This window comes from Ligilactobacillus sp. LYQ135, from assembly GCF_053711055.1.
The window spans coordinates 24,750-47,580 of sequence record NZ_JBSJYT010000004.1; the positions used below are offsets into that span (position 1 = coordinate 24,750).

A 22,831-nucleotide genomic window follows, 5' to 3' on the forward strand; every position below is an offset into this window, starting at 1 on the left:
TAAATATTAATCTAATTTGCTAAGTGCATCTTTTTGAGCTTCTTGATTAACGTGGGTATATAAATCAGTTGCAGATGTCCCTTTTTGTCCTAATTGTTGAGAAACAAGTACCTGATCTTTGGTAATTTCATATAATTCAGAAGCTAAGGTGTGACGTAATTTGTGCGGAGTTAATGGATGCCCAAATGCAGTTGAATATTTTTTAATTAATTTTTCAATTGAATTATAAGTAATCCTTCTAATTTGTCCATGGTATTCAGTTACAAAAAAGGCCTTTTGTTCTTTAGGAACATGGTAACGTTCTTTACGAATTTGAGCATATTGATGTACATATGGTAAGGTCCAAGGAGCAATTGGAACAGAATCGCGCTTGCCACCTTTACGAATTATATCAAGCATTGCATCTTCTAAATGAACATCTTCACCGTTAACGTTAGCAGCTTCAGAAACACGAATACCAGTCCCTAAAATTAATGCAGCAATACAAATATCACGTTCTTTATTCTTTTTAAATGCAGTTAAAGCACGAGGATCACAATTTTTGGCAAAATCATTTTCAATGAAATTAATGAAATCATATTTACGTTCGCCAGTATACATATGGGTTTCAAGATTATGTGCACGATAATTAAGTGTTTCAGTTGTATTTAAAGAGTCAATTTTTAACATTACATTATTGGTAAAATATGGTTTGCCATCAATAGTATCAGCAGTTACCGTTAAAAATTTAAACAATGAACGTAATGCATTAATTGAACGGTTAATTGATGTTGGTGAATTTGTCCGATTTTGCTTGTTTTTGCTATGCTTTAAAAAATCAATGTATAAAATAATATCTGTACGTCTTAATTGAGCAAGTGTTTCAACTTTAATATCAGCATTTTTAGTTGCATCTGAAATTCCAGATTCACGTAACCAGTTAAAAAATCTACGAAATTCAGTTAAATATTGATAAATGGTTGTCACAGAATGATTTGTTTGCAAATAAAAATCACGAATATAATCTGGCATTTGTTTTAATTCATTTTGAATTAATGGTAAGTAACGATCATGATCCATAAAAAATTCCTTTCTAAAATTGATAGTTTTGGAAAAGGGGGCTGATTATTTAAATTTAACCTGTTATTAAAATTATAGTTTTAATGACCGACATAGTCAAGTTAAAAAAAGGGGGTTTGATTTTGAACTTTTAGCAAAACACTTCTGTTTGTTCATGTGTTTAAATTAATTCTAGTATATAATATAAAAATAAATACGCAATCTATTGCTAGTTAATTTAAGGAGGAAAATTAAATGATCGATGTATATTATCATTCACGTTGTAGTACTTGTAAAAAAGCAATTAAGTGGTTAAATGAAAATCAAATTGAATACCAATTGCATGACTTATTAAAGAATCCGCCAACGAAAGAAAATTTGAAAAATTGGATTACAGTGTCAAATTTGCCATTAAAAAATTTTTTAATATTAGTGGTCAACATTATCGTCAACAAAATCTTAAAGATAAAGTTGATCAAATGACTTTAGATGAGACTTGTGAACTTTTATCTCAAGATGGTATGTTGATTAAACGTCCATTAGCGGTTAATCAGGATCATGTTACCATTGGATTTAATGAAAAATGTATAACGATACATGGAAATAAAGAAAATGGCTGTTTTTTTGTATGATCTTTTATTTTATTACAGTCTATTTTTTGTTTTGGTAAAAGTAACATTGTATTTTTTATAAGACTACCTTTTGTATTAATTTTAATATAATTAGGAAGCGTTTCCTTAAGATCCTATTTTTTTGATATAATAATGTTACAGTAGTTTAAGGAGGATTTGGATTTTTATGGATCAACAAAAAAAGAAGCATCATTTCAAGATGCCTTCTGCGTTTACTATTTTATTTTTAATTATTATTATCATGGCAATTCTTTCGTGGATCATTCCGGCAGGTACATATCAAACTAAAAATGGAAGTATTGTGTCAGGATCATATCATCGGGTAGCCCAACACCCACAAGGAATTTGGGATATTTTTATGGCTCCGATTATTGGAATGATTGGTGATAAAACAACTGAAGGAGCAATTTCAATTTCACTATTTATCTTAGTTATTGGAGGCTTTTTGGCAGTTGTAAACAAAACTCGTGCTCTTGATGAAGGAATTAGTTCAATTGTTAGCAAGTATAAAGGAAAAGAAAAAGCATTAATTCCAATTTTAATGATTTTATTTGCTTTGGGGGGAACTACTTTTGGGATGTCTGAAGAAACAATGGCCTTCTATCCCCTCTTAATTCCAGTAATGATCAGTTGTGGTTTTGACTCAATGGTTGCATTGGGAATTATTATTATTGGATCACAAGTAGGATGTTTAGCATCAACTGTTAATCCTTTTGCAACTGGAGTAGCTTCTCAAAGTTTAGGAATTTCTCCAGGTGATGGTTTAGGATCACGGGTAATTTTATTAATAATTACGTTAACAATTAGTATCATTTATGTTTATCGTTATGCATCAAAAATTGAAAAAGACCCTAAAAAATCAATTATTTATGATCAACGCGAATTAGATTATGAATATTTCAATATTGCAGACATGACAGATGATGAAGTTAAAATGAATAAGCGTCAAAAGAAAGTAATTGCAATTTTTGCATTAACGTTTATTATTATGATCTTAGGATTAATTCCTTGGAGCAGTATCAACAAGAACTTTACTTTCTTTGATTCATTTACTAAATGGTTAACAAACTTACCAGTCGTGGGAACAGTATTAGGAAAAGATATTGTCCCATTTGGTTCATGGTACTTTACTGAAATCACAATGCTATTCCTCTTCATGGCAGTTCTAATTAAATTTATTTACAACATGAGTGAAGAAGACTTTGTAAATACATTTTTAAGCGGAATGGCTGATTTTATTAGTGTTGCAATGATTGTTGCGGTTGCTCGTGGAATTCAAGTAATTATGAACAATGGAATGATTACAGATACAGTCTTATATTGGGGTGAATTAGGACTTAAGAATTTATCAAGTAGTGCATTTAGTATCATTGCTTATATTTTCTATATTCCAATGTCATTTTTGATTCCTTCAACTTCAGGATTAGCATCTGCAACTATGGGAATTATAGGACCATTAGGTGAATTTGCACATGTTGCTGGTAATGTTATCGTAACAGCCTTTCAAGCTGCTTCTGGTTGGGTAAACTTAATTACCCCTACTTCAGCAGTTATTATGGGAGCATTAGCAATTGCACGCGTTAATATTAATAAATGGTGGAAGTGGATTGCTAAGTTGATGGTAATTCTATTTGTGGTTACATGTGTTTACCTTGGAATTTTAGCGGTATTATGATTAGGGAGATTTTAAAATGAAAGATTTAATTAGTAATGAAATTAGAAATCAAGCACTTGAAGCTTTAAAAGCAATGATTTCACAACCATCTTTTAACCAAGAAGCTGAAGAAAATGCTCCATTTGGAAAGGATATTCGACTAGCTTTAGATAAAATGATGGAAATTTGTAAAAAACTTGGATTTACTACATATGAAGATCCAGAAGGCTATTATGGTTATGCAGAAATTGGCGAAGGATCTGAAATTTTTGGAATCATTGGTCATTTAGATACTGTCCCTGCTGAAAACGTCAGTGAATGGGAACGTAATCCTTATAAAGGAATTGTTGAAAATGATGTTATCTATGGTCGTGGTGCTCAAGATGATAAAGGTCCAACAATTGCTGCGTTATTTGCAGTTAAAGCTTTAATGGATGATGGATTTAAATTCAATAGAAAAATCAGATTTATTTTTGGTACTGATGAAGAAATTTTATGGCGCGGGATTGCTAAATACAATGAAAAAGAATCCCCTATTACTCTAGGCTTTTCTCCAGATGCGGAGTTTCCAGTTACATATGCCGAAAAAGGCCTCCAACAAGCATATTTAATTGGACCAGGTACTAATCAATTATTTGTAGATGATAAAGGTGCATTTAATGCTGTTCCTGCACAAGCATTTTATAATGGACCTAAACTAGCAGAAGTCAAAGATGCATTAGATCAATTGGGATTTGAATATAAAAACCAAGATGATGGAATTTTAGTTTTAGGAAAAACAATGCATGCAATGCTTGCTCCTCAAGGAACTAATGCTGTTTTGAGATTAGGCATGGCATTGGATGAAGTTTTTGATTTTAAACCACTTGATTTCATTGGTAAATTAGTTAAAGAAGATGCCACTGGGACAAATGTTTTAGGTAAAGTTTCAGATGAAACTGGAGATTTAACATTTAATATTTCAAGTTTAGAAATTAATGAAAAAGAAACCAGAATGCAACTTGACATGCGCATTCCTTCAACTATTGATCATGACAAGTTAATTGAAAAACTAAGTAAAATAGTTGAAAAATACGATTTGCATTATAAACATTTTGACTACCTTGCCCCATTGCATGTGTCAGCAGATTCAACCTTAGTTCAAACATTAATGGATGTTTATCGAACTGAAACTGGAGACAAAGATGCTCAACCTCAAATTTCAGGAGGAGCTACTTTTGCACGAACAATGAATAATTGTGTTGCCTTTGGTGCAATGTTACCAACAACTCCAGACTATATGCATCAAATGAATGAACAATGGTCTGTAGCTGATTTTAATAAAGCAATGGATATATATGCCCAAGCAGTTAAACGGTTATGTGTTGACTAGAATTTATAATAAATAAAAGGACTGTGATGTTTTTATTGTCACAGTCCTTTTATTTTTATAATTTACCAATTAAATCTACTCCAGGTTTTAATGTTTGGTCACCTGGTTTCCAATTTACTGGACATACTTGATCGCCATGTTCATGGACAAATTGAGCAGCTTCAAGAGTACGTAGTATTTCATCGGCACTTCGTCCAATTGCCATGTTATTGATTGTATATGATTGAATTACTCCTTCTGGATCAATAATGAAAACACCACGATACGTTTGGCCAGAATCTTCATCTAAAACTCCAAACGAACGTGCGAGTTTACCAGCAGGATCAGCAAGCATTGGATATTGAATTTTAGCAATTTCAGATGAGGCATCTGCCCATGCCTTATGGACGTATTCAGTATCTTCTGAACATGAATATATTTCTGTGTCAATTGCTTTAAAATTCTCATAAATGGATTGTAGTGCTTCTAATTCTGTAGGACAGACAAATGAAAAATCAGCAGGATAAAAAAGTAAAATACTCCAATGACCTAATAAATCTTCTTTGCATATATCAATAATTTTGTTATGTTGATATGCTTTTACATGAAAATCATCAATAGTTGCTCCAATAAAATTATTCATAAAATATCACCTCACCATTATTGTAAATAAATATCTTAAACAATACAAATTTTATATTAAATAAAAACAAACGGTATTTTTATGATCATAGTCTGTTTGATTGAAATGAGTATAAATTACTATTTTTTACAAAAATTAGTCGTCATTTTCAGTTTTAACAGAAATCTTATCGCCAGTTTCTGCATTTAATTTAACTTTAGTTGTCTTAGTCTTATCACTAGCAGAACTTGTCTTCTTTTCAAATTCTACTTTATAAACAGGTACTTCTTTTCCTTTAACTTTTTCAGTTGATAAGCTCCATTCAGTTGCATTATCCTGAGTATTAGCATACTTCTTAGCTAAGTTAATGGCATCTTCTGGAGTTTTTTTAACGTTATCTGCATTAAGTGCAGTTGCTTCTTTCTTATCTTCTGAGTCCATTCGTTCAGTCTTATTCTTTAAAACATCACTTGTTTTATCAGCATTAACTTTCATTTCAGCTTCTTTATTTTTCTTTGAATCAAAGCCTTCTAATTTATAGATAGGTTCTTGACTGTTATCTTTGTTATTTTCAACTTTAATTTTTTCTAAAGTAAAGTTTTTATTCTTATCTATGAAGATTTTTTGTAATTGTTGAACATTTTCTGTGTATTTACCAGCATTGATAACTTCATCAGCGTTTACGCTAGCACCAAACAAACCAACACTAGCAGTGACAGATAATGCAGCTCCTAATAAAACTAATTTACTATTTTTTTTCATAATAATTACCTCCTAAATCCTTATGACTATATAATATGCGTTTAATATAACTAAAACAAACAAAAGCATTCAATTTCATATGAAACTTTTGCGATGAATATGAATAAAATGTGAATTAATTGCTTTGTTTTTTTTGTTTTTTCGATTTTATTCTTTAAAATTAAAGTGAATAACCAAACTGAAAATGCCAATAAAACTGCACCCAGTGTATCAGTAAAATAATGATCTCCTAGAAAAATTCGTGAAAAAATTACGAATCCATTTCATAAAATTAACAAGGCACCTACTAATACTTCATATGTTGGATTTTTTAAGCGGGGCAAAATCAGTGTGATTAAAATTAACACTAATAGTGTTGTATTAAAAACATGTCCGCTAGGGAAACTAAAACCTGTATCTGGAATAAGTTGATGAACAGGACGATTTCTTCCAATAATAATCTTAAATGTCTCTAGTAAGATATCGCCTATTACAACGGAAAATTCACAGCAAAATGCGTTAATGAATTCTTTTGTATGACAAAAGTATATTGCAATTAAACTAATGATAATAAAACTAATTATTGGACTACCTACAGTTGAAAAAAAGTTAATTTGAGCAATTTGGGTAGAAGTTGCTTTAAAAGCTAAAGCATGCTGTTCAAAAGCATCAATGTGTGTAACAAAAGATGCCTTAAAATATACACAAAGTGCTAAAAAAATAAATAAAATAAAACTAAGTGTTGCTCCAAATATTTCTTTTTGCTAAGTCTTATTTTTTTCAAAATTCAAAGCATTCACTTCCTTGAATAAAAAATTAGTGTGAAAATCGTTCCTTGAGGATGATTATCTGCAACTAAAATATTTATATTGTTTAATTTTGCAAGTTCGAAAGCTAATGTTAACCCTAATCCAGTTCCTTTAATCTTGCCACGAACACTTGAACTTCGATAAAACCGTTCAAAAATATGTTTCTTATCTTCATCAGAAATTCCACTGCCCTCATCAATAATATCGAGTTGAGGAAGATTGTTTTCATTTTTAAATAAATGAAGTTGGATAGTTGAATTTGCTGGTGAATATTTGCCTGCATTTGAAACTACATTAATAATAATTTGATTTACAAGAGCCTCATCAGCGGTAATGAAGAGATCCTCTTGTGAATCTAATATTAGTTGTTGTTTTAAATTAGATTGCAGTTTTTCAACCTGATACTTTAGTTCTTGACTTAAATTATACTTTTTAAAGTTCATTTTTAATTGATCATTTTTGGATAACATCAAAAGTTGATCAATTAATTTTTGCATGATGTTAGATTCTTCACCAATATATTTTAAAGAACGTTCAATAATTTCAGGATGCTCTTTGCCATGACGTTCAATCAGTTGAACGTTACTTTTAATCGTTGCAATTGGAGTTTTTAATTGGTGAGTAGCATTTGAAATAAAACTCTTTTCTTTTTCATACTGGCGATTTAATTGTTTAATTAAAGCATTAAAAGTAGTTGCTAAAGTATAAACTTCAAGTGGCTGACTAGGAACTGGTAATAAATTCCGCGTATGATTTTTAGTTTGTTCTTGAACATTACGTGTGAGTCGACTTAATGGTTCAGTTAGTTGAACTGTAATAAGACGAATATAAATAATGCTGACTAAAACTGAAACAATAAAGATAATCGCACAAACAACAATGATTCGTTTTAATAACTTAGTTTGATATTCCATACTAGTCCACAAGTTAAAATGAATATCATCATTGCTAGCTTCTTGATAATATAAAATACCAGAATCATCATTATAGTAAAGATGTTCAGTAAATGGAATTTTAAATAACTTATCTTCAATCAATTCTTTTGTATTAGGAGAATAAAAATTAATTTTTCCATGTTTAGTACTTTCTCCATGAATGTGAACATATTCAGTATCATCATTTAACAAACTATTCTTTTCCCAGATCTTCCAATCATGCTTACTATCAATTTGAGTATTTTGGAGAGCATCCATTGTTTGATCAGTTGATTGAGCCTCTTGTTCAATCATTTCATGCCCTACTCCAACGACGAGTGAACCACATAAAATAAACATACTGATGATAACAAACCATATTAATTTATAAGACATAATATGATCAGTTGTTTGTGGTAAGTTTCTTTTTTTCAAAATGATTACCTCTGATCTTCAAATTTGTAAATAAAATATCCATTCTTAATATTTTGGTCACTTGCCTTAAGTGGATATTGTGCTAAACGGTAATTTAATGGATTAACAATCCATACTTTTTGTTTTTTATCAGAGAGATTAGTCAGTTTAATCAAATATTTACCTGAAGTTAGATGACCAGTATATTGTAAGCTTTTTTTATCTAGGTGTAGTTTGTATGTTTTATGCGTAGTTAAATTAATTAATGTTCCTTCTAATTTAGAATTTTGAGGAGCTAGTAATGAAAATGTTTCTGCACTACAGTTTAAATTAACACGTTCAGTAATTGTTTCATTGGGGTGAATATAAGCAATCGGAGCTTGATATTTCTCAGACAATTGACTCCGTTGCTCAGAAACAATATGAGGATTAATTTCAATATTAGCACTTACGTTTCCACTAATTAAATTCCATAAAGGAAAGACCAAAATAAGTAATCCCCACCAAATGAAGGATTTATTTAAATGCTTTAGTTCTACTTGTCTTTCAGGAAAAGCTAGCAAAGTAAAGTAAATTGGAATTAACAGTAAGCCATAGCGTGCTTCTGTTTCCCATAGTAATCCATGAAAGGCAATGATTCCTAAAATTGTAAGTGTAAATAAAATCCACTGCCAGTTAAAATAGCGTTTTTGACTAATTGCAAGTGCTTTTAAAATAACAGAAATCATTATAATGATGATGGCACTACGAAAAATTACTGAAAAAGTTCCACTTAAAAATGGTTGATTTTTAAGGAACCAAATAGGTGCTTGAGATGTTCCTCCCATATAGCTACCTTGAAGCGTGCCAACATTTTCAAGAATTTCAATTTTACCTACCCATTGTTTAATTAATTTCAAGGGTCCCATTTTTTTAATGCGTTGTTCAATTAATTTTTGAGTAGTTTGTTTACGCTCACTTAAATTAGAAGATTTTTCAAGTTTAAAAATATCATCTTCTGCATATGTGCCGACCGTTTTTTGATTTAATCCCATATATATCCATGAAGTAACGGGAAGTTCATATTGACCATTTCCAGTAAAGTTGACTCTTTCTTGGATCTGAGTAGTTACAAGTGGTGCACTAATACAACCAACTAGAGTTAGTAAAAATGGAATAAATAACTTAATATTTTTCTTAGCAAGTTTAAACAATAAAACGGTTATTAAAAAGGCAATTTCAAAAACAAGCAAGTTAGGCTTAACTAGCTGTCCAATACAAGTAACAAATACAAGTAAAATACCTAAAAAGACTTTTAGCTTTGTTGATACTTTATTCCAATTAACTAAAATTAACAAACTTGCAGTTAATGAAATTAATCCAATGATATCTGAATAAAATACTTGAAGTAAATATGTGTATGCAAGTGGTGTTATGAGGAAAAATAACATTACAAACATTGGTTTACGCCAAGTTTTACTTACATCTTTAACTAATTTTAGACAAAGCAAGATGAATATGTCTAAAGTTATTAAAGTTAATAAGTGAACCGATATGTTTGCAGATATATGAAAAAATTGTGTTATTTTTAACCATCCTGCTAGCAAAACAGTCAAAGTTACATTATTAGGATAAACTTGAAAATAAATTGTCTTATCCCAATCAATGATTCCATGACTTAATAATTCTGCTTGGTAGAGAACACGAAATGGATCATGATACATGTTGGTTTTAAAATGTAACAGTGTAATTAACTGAATACAAAGCATCATGCTAAACATTAATAGTGTGATCCATTTAGACTTTTTTTCAAGTAAATTGGCAATATGAGGTTTGGTTTTGAAATGTTTTTTTAAAATAAAAAATAAGGCAACAATAACCATAATCCAAATAGTTCCCATTAAATTTAACGGATAAACTAAATTTGACCATATTCCAATTAACATACAGAGGACTAAAACAAAGTTGAAAAAAAGTCCTAATTTTTCATACAACATAATAATCTCCTAATAAATCCTAATATTTATAATCTTTATTTGTTTCCTTTTTGTTAGCATTGCGTTCTTTGATAAAGGTAATTACTACAGGAATGAGTGAAATTACTACAATGGAAAGCAAAATTAACTCGATATGATCTTTAACAAAAGGTACATTACCGAATAAGTATCCACTCAGTAAAACAATACTTACCCAACTGCATCCACCAATTAAGTTAAATGTTTTAAAAGTACGTGGATTCATTTTACTCAAACCTGCTGTAAATGGAACGATTGTTCGAACAATTGGCACAAACCGTCCCATAAAAATGGAAAAATTACCATATTTAGCAAAAAACTTTTCAGCTCGTTTTAAATGTTCTGGTTTAAAGAACTTTTGCCATTTAGGATGGTGAAGTAGATATTTACCAAATTTTTCTCCAATAAAAAAGTTTACATTATCACTAAGGACCGCTGCAACTGATAAAATCAATATAAGGATGCCAATATTTAAATGATATGATGAAATTGCAGCAAATGTTCCACATAAAAATAAAAGTGAATCACCTGGCAAAAATGGCATAAATACAACTCCTGTTTCAATAAAAATCAAACAGAACAAAAGCAAATAAAAACTTACTCCCATTTGAGTAATCAAGTTTGGAAGTAAGTCTTTGAAATTAAGTAATGAAGTTATAAAAGTTGTAATCAAGGTTTATATCTCCTTTCAAACTTGACACTTTAAGTTTAAATAGAAACTAACCTTGAAAAAAGCGAATTTAGATGAAATTTAAATGAAATTTTTTCAGAATTGTCAATTTAATTGTTAGTTAAAGAATAGCCGACTCCCCGAATTGTTTTGATAATTCGATTTGAACGGTCTTTATCATGAATTTTGTCACGTACCATTCGAACATATACGTCAACAATATTAGGTTGACCATCGAAATTTTCACCCCAAATAATATCAAGTAAGTCTTGGCGGGGAACAACTTCGCCTTGATGTTCAAATAAGGTAGTTAATAATTGGAATTCGCGATGTGTTAATTGGATACTTTCTCCATTTCGAAAAACTTGATGTGTTTTCATGTTTAGCGTTAAATCCCTAACGCGATAAATGGCATCTGATGATCCAGAACGCATGGTTCGATGCCGAATTGCTGCACGAATTCGCGCAAGTAATTCTTGAATTTCAAATGGTTTTGTTACATAGTCATCAGCACCACCATTTAGTCCAGCGACTTTATCACCTACATAATCCCTAGCTGTTAACATAATAATTGGCACATCGCTTGTTTTACGAATACGGCGTAAAACTTCCAAGCCATCTAAATTTGGAATCATCCAATCCAAGACAATTAAATGAATTTTATTTCTCTTCTCATTAAAAATTTTTAATGCATCTTCTCCATTATCCGCTGTTAAAACATCATAATCTTCAAATTCAAACTCAGTTTTAAGTGAGTTGCGCAAACCTTCTTCGTCTTCTACTAATAAAATTGTATCATTCATTATGTATGGCCCCTCCATAATATGAAATATATGTATAATGCATTATAATTAATTTATGTATCGATAAAGCAAAATAAATTTGAAACTTTTCTGAATTTTTTTGAATTATTTCTTTAAAGTTTGAAGAAAGTTCACGATAAATTCAAAATATAGTATCTACTTGTTATTTTACTAATTTTATAATGAATGGTATGTAAAAATCAATACGATAGGACGAAATGTTATGTATAAAAGTTCACGTTTAAATCAATTTTGTGTTATTATTTTGACTTTAATTTTAGTAATTGTAAGTTTGATGGGAATTTTTGTTCCGGTCAATTTTATGGCAGTCTCACAATGGTTTTCGCCACTGGTGCTTACCATTGGTGCACTTGGATTAGGAGTAGTAATGGTATTTTTAATTCAGGTCTTACAAACTTTAACTACTAGACAAATTAAATTTTGTAAATGGATATTATTTGGTTTATTAATTATATTGCAAATATATATTGCATTTCATTTTGTTGATTATGGACGTGCAGATAGTTTTTATGTCCGTGATCAAGCTTATAAATTAGCACATGGAAATTTTGCATGGAAAAGATATTTTGAAATTTATTCTAATAATGTCAATATTGCAATTATGTATGCTGGATTAATTAAGTTAAGTATGTTCTTTCATTTATCTACTCCATGGATCATGATAAGTATTATTCAATTTATTTGGCTTGATTTAGGATTAGCTAGTGCACTTTTTTTATTAAAAAAATGGCATCATGAAAATTTAACTCCTCTCTTAGTTTTAGTTTGGATTTTTACAATTCCATTTTATGCCTATGCAATCTATGATTATACAGATATTTGGGTATTGCCAGTTGTTTTAATGGTAGCTGCTATTGGGGAATTTAATTTTAAGCATAAACTATTCAAGCCAATTTTACTTAGTTTTTTAATGATTTTTGCAGCAGAATTAAAAGGCAATTTTTGGATTTTAGTAATTGCATTCTTTATTATTCTTGGAATTCAAACAATCCATCAAAAACAATGGAAGAAGATAATTAAGTACTTCATAATTTTTATTATTACTTTTGTGCTTTGTACTTTAGGAATTAAAGGACTACAAAATTTAACAAAGTATCAAAAAAACGTTAATAAAAGTTTCTCTGTAACCCATTGGATTGCGATGGCATCAGATCCTAATTCGCATGGCGATTATTTAAAGAAAATTACTTTAGATGATATGGATACTAAAAATAAAAATGCTCGGAGTAAGCATGATATTAAAGTAATTAAAGAAAATTATAAAAAGATGGGAGTTAAGGGATTTGTGCGGCATTCTTTTGAAAAGTTACAATTATTCATGACTTCATCAACCTTTGACTTTCAAAGACTCACAAAACAATGGCAAAAAGTTCCAGCTTGGTATCTAACTCAAAGAAAACAAATTCAATATTGGATCCCTAATCTTCTGCAGATTGGATATTTGATGCTTTTATTTGGAACTTTAATTTACTTATTTACGCGAAAAATTGATGGTTCTCAGCTTTTATTAGTAATTTTTACAATTGGTTTAATAATGTTTCATATTTTTATTTGGGAAGTAGAAGAAAGGTACAGTTTACCGCTTTTACCAATTCTAATAATTTTTGGAATTCTTGGTTGGCAAAGTTTATTACAAAAAATTCAAAATAATAAGCATTCTAAAACAGCTAATTTAATTGGCATAGATTTAATTTTAGTTAGTATAATCTTGGTTGGAAAACAAGCAACGACTCTTCCTGTCCAAGAATACTATATTAGTGGTCAAAATATTGGAAGTTATTTTGATAGTCAAAAATTAACTTTTAAAAAAAATCAAAGCATGATTACTCAGATTAAACTTCCAATTAAAGTTGATCGTTTAGTAATTGATGTTTATAGTGGTGAGTCAAATCAGGTTAAAGTTGAAATTACTCAAAATAATAAAATAATAGTTGATAAGAAATGTCTGGCAAGTGAATTAGATAATATTGCAATTTCAAAGGCACATAAAGGTAAAATAAAGGTTAAAGTAACGAACTTAAGTTCAGTTCCTCTGAAACTTGAAATTGGTAAATCCTCTTACCCAATTGATAAAGACCAAATTAAGGGGAATTCAAAATGTTATTTACAATATCAAACGTATCGAAAAGAATAAAAGTTTATACGATATAGTAAGATCATTTAAACAAATGTAGCATAGGTTAAAAATGTGAGTGGATTTAAGTTTAACCTAAGTATTATATACCTGTGTCGCGCTTTTTATGATTACTAGACTCCACTTCTAGACGACATTGAAAAAATAACTTCGGGTTATAATTTTTTATGAATATTAATTTATTTCTACTTAAATTTATAGTAAAATTTTAAAGGTTTATCGTTATTTATAATTAGAGGAAGTTAAATTATGATGGATGATGTTAATAAGTTATCAAAATCATACATAGCATGGCCAGTGTTGGCATTAATGGATTTTGTTACAGTAATTGGCTTTGATGACTTAATTTATAATTTTCAAAATCAAGGACTAAGTGTAATTTCTAGTTGGGTTATTATGCTATTTTTATACGTAATTCCCTATTCATTAATGGTTGGTCAATTAGGATCAACTTTTAGTCATGAAGGTGGTGGATTAAGTTCTTGGATTCGTGGAACCAGTGGTGAGTTTTTAGGGTATTTTACAGCATGGACCTACTGGGCTGCTTCAATTCCTTACGTTGTAGATACTGCCAATTCAATTGTTGTTGGTTTGGGATGGTGTTTCAATGGGGATGATTCACTTGAAAAACATCTTTCAAATGGAATGTTTGCATTGCTAAGTTTAACAGTATTTGTACTTTTTATCTTTATCCAATCACGTTTTAAAAACTCATTGGAAATTTTAAGTACAATTGGCGGAATTGCAATGTTTGGCATGACGGCGTTATTTGTAATTATGACTTTTACGGCCTTATCTAAAGGTAGTCATATTGCTACTCAACCATTTAATTTACATGCAATTTTACCAAAATTTGACTTTAAATACTTTGCTACAGTTGGAATGTTGATTTATGCAATGAATGGTGCTGAATTAGTTGCTCCATTTGTTACTAGAATGAAAGTAGAATTTAATTAAGTATCATTGAGTTTAATTTTGGCTATAAATAGGTGCTTTTACGGATATAAAATCTCATTTAACGTCATTGAATTAATTTTTGTGTGGGTTGCTTTGTGGGTAACCCACATTATTTTTTTGCAATAAAAAAAGACCGTGCCATCTATAGACACGATCACCGAAATCAAGAAATACCTTAAACTTGATTTACTAACTTGGTATTTTTTTATTTATAACGCTCGACAGTGTATAGCCAATACATCAAGGATAATAGGCAAATTCCTTCTGCCGTCCCATCTTTTTTAATGGTAGCTAACCACGACAGGCCATTGGCGCTTTGATAATAGCAGCTAACTATCTCTAGCCTATTTGATGTAGTCAATTATACCATATTTTTCGCAACAAAAAAAAGAGGCGTTTTGCAACGCCCCACTAAACTTCGGTATTAATATTTTAACACTTCTCCAGCATAAATCAAGTTAGGATTACTAATACCATTTTTGCTTGTTAAGTAAGATGTTGATACGCCTAACTTTTTGGCAATGCCACTTAATGTATCACCACTCTTAACTGTATATGTTTTAGTTGCTGAATATGCTTGACGTGTTCCGTATTCTTCGCCACCTAAAACACCAGCACAAACATAGCGATATGATCCGCTATAACTCATGTAACGCAACCATACATATTTACCTTTAATGTAAACATGATCGTATACAAGGCTTTCTCCCGGTGCGTATGATCCGACAATGCTTGCACTTGTACTTGGTGCTGTACGAATGTTCAATGTTGTATTAGCGGTAAATGTGCCATTTTGTGCATAATCTTCATCGCTGTTGCTACCTTCTGCAGTCATATTTGCGTTTGTATCCGGTGCTTGTTGACCGTTACCAGATACATGAGATACATCATGAGTATTACCATTACTAATAACTGCGTTTTTGTTTTGACCGCCAGTGTAATAATCATCGTATAACTGACTAGCGTCAAAACCACCATAACTATCTTTAAATTGTTGTTTATCCGTCCATTGCCAACCATGCTTGTCGGTATATTTATCAACACTTACATTATAAGGATAATTGGCAATCCAACCAGCTTGGCTACTATTGATATTGGAACCTAACCATGACCCCATTGTATAAACGTCAAATCTATATCCAGCACTTTCTACAATTTGTTTCATTGCTGAAATGGCAAGACTATTAGTTGCTGTGCCTAATCCTTGTTGTTGACTTGCTTCAATATCTGCTACTAATACAGAATTAATTGGCAAGCCATCTTGTTTTGCCATATTAACTGCATATTGTGCTTCTGCCTTAGCTTGCTCTACATTTGTATACCGGCAGAAGTAATATCCATTAATATACAATCCGGCAGCTTGTGAGTTAGCAATGTTAATCTTTGCGTAAGGATCATGGTAATAAGTTCCTTCGCTGATTTTACATGTAATAGCTTTAACACCATAATTGTTACGCATTGATACATATTCACCAACGGTCATATTCCCATTGTGATTTGATACGTCAACCATGTCTGTACGGGCTGCGTTGACTGAGCCGATACCAAATGTTAATCCAGCAACCATTGCTGCGCCAACAATTAATTTACTTGTTTTCTTCATTTACAACGCCTCCTAATTCTGGTTTAATATTGCCATTTGCGTCTGTTGTTTCTGAAAGTTTATAAACTTTATCAGTGCTTTTGCTTGCGTAAACTGCTTCAATATCTTGTTTAAGTTCACAGTAAGCATGTTCAATACAATCGCTAAGCAATTCTTCATCTTGTTTGGTGAAGCCAGCATGAGTTAGCATGTCTTGAAGTTTCTGAATGGCATATTGTTTCTTATCTAACAATTTATCTGTTAATCCGGCTTTTTCAGCGACTACAACTGCATCTTTTGCAAATTGTTCTAATGCCTGTAGTAGTTCGTTTGTCATAGCTGGCTTTTTGAATAAAATATATCCAGTTACAATAATCGCTAAAATAAAACTTCCAATAGTGATTAAATCATTCAATTCAATCATCCTTCCTATGTTTTTCTTCTAGAATTGATATTCTGGTTTCATGATTACCAATTGTCCCATCCATTACCTTTGTATCGGCGCTTAAAACATCGACTGTTTTACTTAAAGTGTCAATAGCACTTTTTAACTCTCCGATAATATCTTTTAGGCGATAAAATTCACGTTGTTTATTTTCAGAAATTTTTTTATATTCGGTTCTAAACGCCCATTTAAACAGCCATACTAGAGCTCCTAAAAAAGCTCCTGATGCAGTGCAAAAAGCCGCTACATCTTCAATGCTAAAACCGAAAAAAGTCATAGTTTCACCTCCGTTGCTAAGCCGGACTAATAATTGACGAGTCATTAGCCACCGCATGCCATTTATTAAAGTTACTTCCATTCCAAGTTCGCCAAAACATTATATCGGCGACTGCATCAACAACAGTTTGTACTCCGCTAGTTCCATTATTAGTAACCTCTAGCGTTCCTGTTAACGTCTTAGCACCGCCGGGAGCATTTGATACAGTTGTATTATTAAAGCTCCATTTACCATCACTTGTTAGAGTATTTAAATCAGTATTTGATTGAGCGGCTTGAGCCATTTGTGATTGAGCAAGTTGTATAGTTAATTGCCCCATTTGGTCTTTAAGAAGGTTTATGGACGATGTAGCGTTGACTAGCTTGTTATACATATCAAAAGTCATACACCATTGAGTTAGCTTAGGCGTTGAAATATAGATATTATCTCTTGTACCAGAATTCCATAAATATAAGCGTGTATACGACGGATCTGCAAACTTTCCTGAAAAAGTCATTAATTGCCAATTAGAAGTTAAATTAATATCAGTCTTACTACCAGCTCTAAATTCTATGTGAAGTTTTGAATTCGTACTTCCCTTTGCATATACGTAAAAAGTATATCCTTTTGTGCTATCTATCCCTTTTACGTCTTGTGCTAGATAATTAGATGATGTGCCTGGAGTTAATTGAATAACACCATTATTGTTATATGTTTCGTTAGACAATATTACAGAAGATCCATGAACCCAACTATTAAAATTCTTTAACTCGGAATTTACTAACACATTAGTCTGATTATTATAAATTGGTATTAATTTATTAGATAAATCGCTAATTTGTGTAGTGTTAGCGGCAACTTTATCATTCAAATTATCAGATATATCAAGTGCTTGTTGAGCCTTTGCGTTGGATTGATTAGCAACACCTATCGCATTAGTAGCGTCTTGACTAGCCTTATTGGCAATATCTGTTGTTGAATCGGTAATTCCATCAACATAAATTTGAAAGTTATCAGTTATGTCTTTTTTGGTTTCATCAACTTTAGTAGAAACATAACTGTTCACCTCTTTTTTAAACGCTTCTAAACTCATCACAGGTAATTGTTCCCCAGTAACGCTTAAAGCATTTTCTGTAATGGCAAATTGCACAAAACCTCTGTCTGGGAAAATATCCACGTCATCAGCTGTTCTAGATACAGCTAATTCTAATTGGTATGTTCCAGGAACTAGCCCATCAAGTTTTGATGTATCAAACTCAAACACATAGCCATTCATGGTTGTATTTGCATCAATAGATTTTAAAAAGCCCAAATCATTTTTAATCCTAAAATTTGCGGTTTGTCCCTCTTTCAAAAATACAGGTGTATCATTAATGCTAGCTTTGAATTGGATTAAGGTGCCTGTATCTCCCAATTTAACGTTCGTATCATCATTTAAAAGAGTTAATTTCTTCATCTAAAAACACCTCTTATTAATCAGGAATGTCTGCTGGGTTTTCTGCAGGTTGTTCTGGTGAAACGTCTGTACTATGCACGATTTCTTCTTTTTGTTCTTCTGTAATCCAACCAACTTGAACATAAATATCCAATTGTGAAGGATCATCATAGCACCCTAATTGCCATTGTTGTTTAATAATTTCATACCAACTCATCATAATATTTCAATCCTTTCTATTTACACTTAGCTTGAGCTTTAATCATGGTTTTAAGAGCTTCAATTTCTTTTTTTAATTGCTTGATTTCTTTTTCTAACTTAATATTTTTATCTCTATCAAATTTATGTTTCATGTTTACACCTCTAAATCATTTTTGAATCTTGTAAATTATTAGTGCCAGAACTGTCAATCTTACCTTGAACACGCAAGGTTTTATCAGCTCCCGAAAACTGCAATACCCAATTTCCTAAGAAAAACGGTGTTTGATCGATACCTTCAAACATGTGTGTACTTGAAGGAAATTGGATAATTGCCTTACCAACTGCTGAATCAGGGATTTTACAGTTGGCGTGAATGTTAGTCATTACGTGCGTTGTAGTTCCATTAGGATCAGGAATACGAAATGCACGGATATTCATGTAGTTTTGCCCGCCGGCGCCAGGTTCTACTCCGTTGACAAAGTTAGCTCCTCCCCGATTGTCCGCCGGGTTAGTAGCTACAAAGAATTCATCTTCAAAGGTCATGAAACCTCTAGCAACGTTGCCACCGACATATTTAAGAGCTGGTGCAGAACTTAGAGTTAATAATCCATCCAAGGTCATGTTAGAACCACTGAAACTGTTAGAATTTACGTTGTCGGCACTAAAATCTTTAATAGACGCTTTATTGAAGGATTGTGTACCACCCCAAGTATTATCTTGTTGGAGTTTCTTTCCCCAAGCGCTTTCGGCGTATTGCTCAGCTTGAGAGATGTACTGGTTAATCAAATCTTGCATTTGAGAAGCTGCAACATTAATATTCCCCAGTTGATCTTGTAAAGCGTTGATTTGCTTTTCGACTTTATCTTTCCATTTAAGATATTCACTGTCGTAAGGCTCAATCCCATTATTCAAATCTAAAGCCATGTTGGTGGCTGATTGAGTAACATTAAAGAATTGCCATGGAGATTTTAATATTTCCCCAGTAGTTGCGTTTTTAAAAGTAAATTGGAATTTATATACTCCAACTGCTTGAAATAAGCCTAATGGTAAGTTAAATCGAATATACGCCGGACTAGCGCTGACAATAGAGCTAGTGATACTAAACGGCGTTGTGTCATCCGGATATACACCATCAGCACTAATAACCCAGCCGTTAAGATTAATGTCTTCACCACCACGATTTAATCGAATTGGGATAACCTTGTTACCTTCATCAACCGAAGCGTTGAAAGCGTCTGTTAGGTTAAAAAAATACTTCCCCGGTTGGTCGATGTCGATATTGAAATATCTAAGTTTGCCGTTAAGATAAACAGCATTAGTTCTAGGAGATTGATCGTAGTCATCACCCAGAATGTTTTTAAGCATCAAATTATCTGCCATGTGATCGCTCCTTTCTGCTTCTTTAACGTTTTTTTGTAAGCAAAAAAGAGCGAGTATAAACTCACTCTTAAATATCTTCTACAACTCCATTTGCTTTTGCTTGTTTGATTAGAAAATTAAAATCTTGTTGCAAATCTTGCCAATATTTATTGATGCTATCTTTATTAAAATCTGTATCATATGGAATAGTCGGCTTAATAATCACAAACTCATCATCGTTAATTCGATAATTATTACAGTAAAGAACAATAAAGCTATTAATCTTTTCTGCATTATCAATAAACTGTCCGTATGCGTTGCGGTTGACCTCTCCGTAGTCGGTTATGTCTAACGTAACGCCTATCGGTTCGTATAGATCATTAACTTTACTTAATCCGTTCCAATTATTAATAAAACTTTGAATTACAGTAAAATTATCTAAATTTATTTTATAAAAAATATTAGGATCTCCATTCCATAGATTGAAACTAATATCATTTAAGGTTGCGTTAGAATTGCCGCTATCAACATTACTATTATCCAAATTAATATCCCCAATATAATACGGCGTAAAGTGTCTAGGGTTGTAATTGCCTGTGCATGACACTTTAGCAAGACTACTCCAATTTGTCATATCTTTAGAGATAGAATATTGTACACATCTATCAAGTTCAGGTAAACCATGATAATAAGGATCTGAATAAAGAATATAGCGGCCATCTCTGTACAGCATTTCGGGAGCTTCATCAATCACCATTCCAGCTTCTTTTACTCTATCCGTAATATTAGTTTGCACTCTTTCATAAGTTCCAAGTAATGAACTTGATTTGTATAATCTTAATTCGTGAGGATCGCGTGAGGTGCAACATAACCAAAGATAGTAATAACCATTAATGTAGTTAAGATTAGCATCAATCCAGTGTTCATTTTCATTAATATTAACTTTAGTAACGGTATCATCTAATCGCTTTTCGTCGGGATAAAATTTATTAACATAAATAGACCAACTATTATCTGTGCCATCACCACCACAATAGATTAAATACCATTGACCGTCATTATCTTTAAATAATTCTGGAGCCCAAACTGAATTAAATTGCGGGTGTTTAAATGGTATTTCGGTAAACGTTTCAAAGTCGGTTGTATATCGAACCGAAGTTGTAAAGCACACCCACCACAAACCGCCAATATAGCGAACATCAGTGTCTCTCCAGCCGAATGAATAGTCTTTTAGATTAGTCCAATTAAAACCGTCATTTGAAGCGATTAAGTGGCTGTATGTTGGTGTCGGCCATGACGGACTATGAAAAGGCATTCCCATGTATTTATACTTTTTTAACTCATTAATTAATGACATACTCTGACCTCCTTTATATTAAATAGTTAAAGTCTGCTGTACAACTAGAAATTGAATTAATGCTGTTTCCTTGCAAGTCAGCAATGTTTTGAATAGTAAAATTACCATTTGTAATCGAATAATTAATAATGTAATTTTTATCAAGATTAACAATCAAACTACCGCTGATACTAGATTTTGGAGTATATCCATTCGGAACATTCCAAATATCACCGCTTTTAACAGTGGTAAAAACACAATTAACATAGACCACACCATTATTAAGTGTGAATGTGATTGTGCCATCGCTATTTGATATAGATTGTGTCTGCTGTTTAAGACTTTCATTTATTTTGTTAATTTCATCTTGGTTATTTTGAATAGCATTATTAATTGCGGTATTAGAGCTGCTTAATCCGCTAGTTCGACCACTTAAAGCATTCTTCAAACTATTATTATAATTAAGGATAGTTTGAGCTGTATTATCTAATTGTGCTTGGCTTTGTTGTGTATCAGACAAAGGATAAGTAGTTGTCTGTGTAACTTTAACTTGAGTTGTAAGGTCTAATTCTGGAATAATTAAAGTCCTGATTTCTCCAATATCAATATCTTCGTCATCAGCATTAAATTGTACTTGAATGCTCAAACTTGGCTCTGGCTGTAATTGAGATTGAGCGTATTTTTTCATCGCATCAGCATTATTAAATCTGTTATCTGATACCGGTTGCCCTTCGTATACGCCATATTTTTTAATACTATCGTCATCAGTTACATAAAATGGATTAAACGCTGGTTTGCTATCTTCGCCATCGCCGCTATTGTCGGATAAACAATACAATTTATTAACTAAATTTGTACTATCATAATTAAGTTGCACTTGGTTGGTGTTCCCTAAATAAGTAATAACCTTACCATTATCCTTGTAGTAATCATTAACGTTGTATACCTTTATCTTTTTATTATCAAAAGTGATAACCGCATTACTCCAAGTGCTAGTTATTTTAGAAAGCATATCTTGACCGTTACTATTACCCAGATTTTCGATTTGCTGGTTATCAAAATTGCCATGTACTTCCCATGAATAGCCAAAATCATTGCCGCTTAGATAAAAACTAAGCACATCATTAACAGAGTATGTCTTAGTACCTGTATTCGATTTGTGTTGAAATACTCTTTGGACTTCATACCCAATATGAGTTGCAGTTACTTGCGTTGTATTCAGTGAGTTGGTGTAGGTTGGTTGAATTTGTTTAATTATAAATTCTTGGCCTCTCCACATCACACTGTTTTGAGATTTGAGCAAACTGAAAGCGACACTCTTATCATCATAAGCACTAAATTGTAACTGCCATGATTGGTTAACGGTTTTAGTTTCTTGGAGGCTATCAGGCAAAACGGAGTTAAGCGGTTCGCTATAATCTTTATTTTTAATAACTAACTTATCTTTTAAACTCATAGTACAC

The 22,831-nt window shown here is 31.7% G+C and carries 20 protein-coding genes and 1 pseudogene; 6 read left to right on the forward strand and 15 right to left on the reverse strand.

Annotated features, from left to right (window positions below):
- Positions 1-6: 6 nt before the first annotated feature.
- Complete coding sequence (gene xerS / locus ACWCL1_RS04755) at positions 7-1,059, reverse strand: tyrosine recombinase XerS (RefSeq protein WP_454545769.1); 1,053 nt, start codon at positions 1,057-1,059, stop codon at positions 7-9.
- 234 nt (positions 1,060-1,293) lie between these two features.
- Here xerS and ACWCL1_RS04760 point away from each other — a divergent pair, with 234 nt between their 5' ends.
- The 4 genes from ACWCL1_RS04760 to ACWCL1_RS04775 all read left to right on the forward strand — a co-directional run bounded on the left by ACWCL1_RS04760 (position 1,294) and on the right by ACWCL1_RS04775 (position 4,696).
- The gene (locus tag ACWCL1_RS04760) at positions 1,294-1,521 is read left to right on the forward strand and encodes a glutaredoxin domain-containing protein (RefSeq protein WP_454545770.1); all 228 of its coding nucleotides are present in this window, start codon (positions 1,294-1,296) and stop codon (positions 1,519-1,521) included.
- Positions 1,425-1,670, forward strand: a complete 246-nt coding sequence (locus ACWCL1_RS04765; RefSeq protein WP_454545771.1) for an ArsC/Spx/MgsR family protein — start codon at positions 1,425-1,427, stop codon at positions 1,668-1,670. Before ACWCL1_RS04760 ends, ACWCL1_RS04765 begins: the two co-directional genes overlap by 97 nt.
- A gap of 166 nt (positions 1,671-1,836) precedes the next feature.
- A complete protein-coding gene (locus ACWCL1_RS04770; protein WP_454545772.1) occupies positions 1,837-3,345 on the forward strand; it encodes a YfcC family protein in 1,509 nt (502 codons plus the stop codon).
- A gap of 16 nt (positions 3,346-3,361) precedes the next feature.
- Complete coding sequence (locus ACWCL1_RS04775) at positions 3,362-4,696, forward strand: M20 family metallopeptidase (protein WP_454545773.1); 1,335 nt, start codon at positions 3,362-3,364, stop codon at positions 4,694-4,696.
- Positions 4,697-4,751: 55 nt separating this feature from the next.
- Here the strand turns inward: ACWCL1_RS04775 and ACWCL1_RS04780 are convergent, their stop codons facing one another.
- The 6 genes from ACWCL1_RS04780 to ACWCL1_RS04805 all read right to left on the reverse strand — a co-directional run bounded on the left by ACWCL1_RS04780 (position 4,752) and on the right by ACWCL1_RS04805 (position 11,642).
- Positions 4,752-5,318 carry a redoxin domain-containing protein gene (locus tag ACWCL1_RS04780; RefSeq protein WP_454545774.1) on the reverse strand — a complete coding sequence of 189 codons (567 nt, stop codon included), beginning with the start codon at positions 5,316-5,318 and terminating at the stop codon, positions 4,752-4,754.
- A gap of 135 nt (positions 5,319-5,453) precedes the next feature.
- Positions 5,454-6,059 (reverse strand): PepSY domain-containing protein, encoded by a 606-nt coding sequence (locus ACWCL1_RS04785; RefSeq protein WP_454545775.1) that lies wholly within the window; start codon positions 6,057-6,059, stop codon positions 5,454-5,456.
- Positions 6,060-6,834: 775 nt separating this feature from the next.
- Positions 6,835-8,196: a sensor histidine kinase gene (locus ACWCL1_RS04790; protein WP_454545776.1), complete on the reverse strand. Its 1,362-nt coding sequence runs from the start codon at positions 8,194-8,196 to the stop codon at positions 6,835-6,837.
- Between the two features lie 5 nt (positions 8,197-8,201).
- Positions 8,202-10,151, reverse strand: a complete 1,950-nt coding sequence (locus tag ACWCL1_RS04795) for a hypothetical protein (RefSeq protein ID WP_454545777.1) — start codon at positions 10,149-10,151, stop codon at positions 8,202-8,204.
- A 19-nt stretch (positions 10,152-10,170) separates the two neighbouring features.
- Positions 10,171-10,839 carry a VTT domain-containing protein gene (locus tag ACWCL1_RS04800; RefSeq protein WP_454545880.1) on the reverse strand — a complete coding sequence of 223 codons (669 nt, stop codon included), beginning with the start codon at positions 10,837-10,839 and terminating at the stop codon, positions 10,171-10,173.
- Between the two features lie 110 nt (positions 10,840-10,949).
- A complete protein-coding gene (locus ACWCL1_RS04805; protein WP_454545778.1) occupies positions 10,950-11,642 on the reverse strand; it encodes a response regulator transcription factor in 693 nt (230 codons plus the stop codon).
- A 223-nt stretch (positions 11,643-11,865) separates the two neighbouring features.
- Between ACWCL1_RS04805 and ACWCL1_RS04810 the strand changes: the two genes are divergently transcribed.
- Positions 11,866-13,797: a hypothetical protein gene (locus tag ACWCL1_RS04810; protein ID WP_454545779.1), complete on the forward strand. Its 1,932-nt coding sequence runs from the start codon at positions 11,866-11,868 to the stop codon at positions 13,795-13,797.
- Between the two features lie 252 nt (positions 13,798-14,049).
- Positions 14,050-14,739, forward strand: a pseudogene (locus tag ACWCL1_RS04815) (amino acid permease); the annotation flags it as partial.
- A gap of 439 nt (positions 14,740-15,178) precedes the next feature.
- Here the strand turns inward: ACWCL1_RS04815 and ACWCL1_RS04820 are convergent.
- The 8 genes from ACWCL1_RS04820 to ACWCL1_RS04855 all read right to left on the reverse strand — a co-directional run bounded on the left by ACWCL1_RS04820 (position 15,179) and on the right by ACWCL1_RS04855 (position 22,824).
- Entirely contained in the window at positions 15,179-16,357 is a 1,179-nt protein-coding gene (locus ACWCL1_RS04820) for a GH25 family lysozyme (protein WP_454545780.1), read from the reverse strand.
- A complete protein-coding gene (locus ACWCL1_RS04825; protein WP_454545781.1) occupies positions 16,341-16,751 on the reverse strand; it encodes a phage holin in 411 nt (136 codons plus the stop codon). Before ACWCL1_RS04825 ends, ACWCL1_RS04820 begins: the two co-directional genes overlap by 17 nt.
- A 1-nt stretch (position 16,752) precedes the next feature.
- Positions 16,753-17,058 (reverse strand): hypothetical protein, encoded by a 306-nt coding sequence (locus tag ACWCL1_RS04830; RefSeq protein ID WP_454545782.1) that lies wholly within the window; start codon positions 17,056-17,058, stop codon positions 16,753-16,755.
- Positions 17,059-17,074: 16 nt separating this feature from the next.
- Complete coding sequence (locus ACWCL1_RS04835) at positions 17,075-18,493, reverse strand: pyocin knob domain-containing protein (RefSeq protein WP_454545783.1); 1,419 nt, start codon at positions 18,491-18,493, stop codon at positions 17,075-17,077.
- A gap of 16 nt (positions 18,494-18,509) precedes the next feature.
- A complete protein-coding gene (locus tag ACWCL1_RS04840) occupies positions 18,510-18,692 on the reverse strand; it encodes an XkdX family protein (RefSeq protein WP_454545784.1) in 183 nt (60 codons plus the stop codon).
- A 143-nt stretch (positions 18,693-18,835) separates the two neighbouring features.
- Positions 18,836-20,053: a hypothetical protein gene (locus tag ACWCL1_RS04845; RefSeq protein ID WP_454545785.1), complete on the reverse strand. Its 1,218-nt coding sequence runs from the start codon at positions 20,051-20,053 to the stop codon at positions 18,836-18,838.
- Between the two features lie 67 nt (positions 20,054-20,120).
- Complete coding sequence (locus ACWCL1_RS04850; RefSeq protein ID WP_454545786.1) at positions 20,121-21,389, reverse strand: family 43 glycosylhydrolase; 1,269 nt, start codon at positions 21,387-21,389, stop codon at positions 20,121-20,123.
- A 13-nt stretch (positions 21,390-21,402) separates the two neighbouring features.
- On the reverse strand, positions 21,403-22,824 hold the full coding sequence (locus ACWCL1_RS04855; RefSeq protein ID WP_454545787.1) for a prophage endopeptidase tail family protein: 1,422 nt from the start codon (positions 22,822-22,824) through the stop codon (positions 21,403-21,405).
- Between the last annotated feature and the right edge of the window lie 7 nt (positions 22,825-22,831).

Bases quoted from the DNA above. Each gene is read 5' to 3' on its own strand.
- xerS (WP_454545769.1), bottom strand. From the start codon at position 1,059: ATGGATCATGATCGTTACTTACCATTAATTCAAAATGAATTAAAACAA.
- ACWCL1_RS04760 (WP_454545770.1), top strand. From the start codon at position 1,294: ATGATCGATGTATATTATCATTCACGTTGTAGTACTTGTAAAAAAGCA.
- ACWCL1_RS04770 (WP_454545772.1), top strand. From the start codon at position 1,837: ATGGATCAACAAAAAAAGAAGCATCATTTCAAGATGCCTTCTGCGTTT.
- ACWCL1_RS04775 (WP_454545773.1), top strand. From the start codon at position 3,362: ATGAAAGATTTAATTAGTAATGAAATTAGAAATCAAGCACTTGAAGCT.
- ACWCL1_RS04780 (WP_454545774.1), bottom strand. From the start codon at position 5,318: ATGAATAATTTTATTGGAGCAACTATTGATGATTTTCATGTAAAAGCA.
- ACWCL1_RS04785 (WP_454545775.1), bottom strand. From the start codon at position 6,059: ATGAAAAAAAATAGTAAATTAGTTTTATTAGGAGCTGCATTATCTGTC.
- ACWCL1_RS04795 (WP_454545777.1), bottom strand. From the start codon at position 10,151: ATGTTGTATGAAAAATTAGGACTTTTTTTCAACTTTGTTTTAGTCCTC.
- ACWCL1_RS04805 (WP_454545778.1), bottom strand. From the start codon at position 11,642: ATGAATGATACAATTTTATTAGTAGAAGACGAAGAAGGTTTGCGCAAC.
- ACWCL1_RS04810 (WP_454545779.1), top strand. From the start codon at position 11,866: ATGTATAAAAGTTCACGTTTAAATCAATTTTGTGTTATTATTTTGACT.
- ACWCL1_RS04820 (WP_454545780.1), bottom strand. From the start codon at position 16,357: ATGAAGAAAACAAGTAAATTAATTGTTGGCGCAGCAATGGTTGCTGGA.
- ACWCL1_RS04830 (WP_454545782.1), bottom strand. From the start codon at position 17,058: ATGACTTTTTTCGGTTTTAGCATTGAAGATGTAGCGGCTTTTTGCACT.
- ACWCL1_RS04835 (WP_454545783.1), bottom strand. From the start codon at position 18,493: ATGAAGAAATTAACTCTTTTAAATGATGATACGAACGTTAAATTGGGA.
- ACWCL1_RS04840 (WP_454545784.1), bottom strand. From the start codon at position 18,692: ATGATGAGTTGGTATGAAATTATTAAACAACAATGGCAATTAGGGTGC.
- ACWCL1_RS04845 (WP_454545785.1), bottom strand. From the start codon at position 20,053: ATGGCAGATAATTTGATGCTTAAAAACATTCTGGGTGATGACTACGAT.
- ACWCL1_RS04850 (WP_454545786.1), bottom strand. From the start codon at position 21,389: ATGTCATTAATTAATGAGTTAAAAAAGTATAAATACATGGGAATGCCT.
- ACWCL1_RS04855 (WP_454545787.1), bottom strand. From the start codon at position 22,824: ATGAGTTTAAAAGATAAGTTAGTTATTAAAAATAAAGATTATAGCGAA.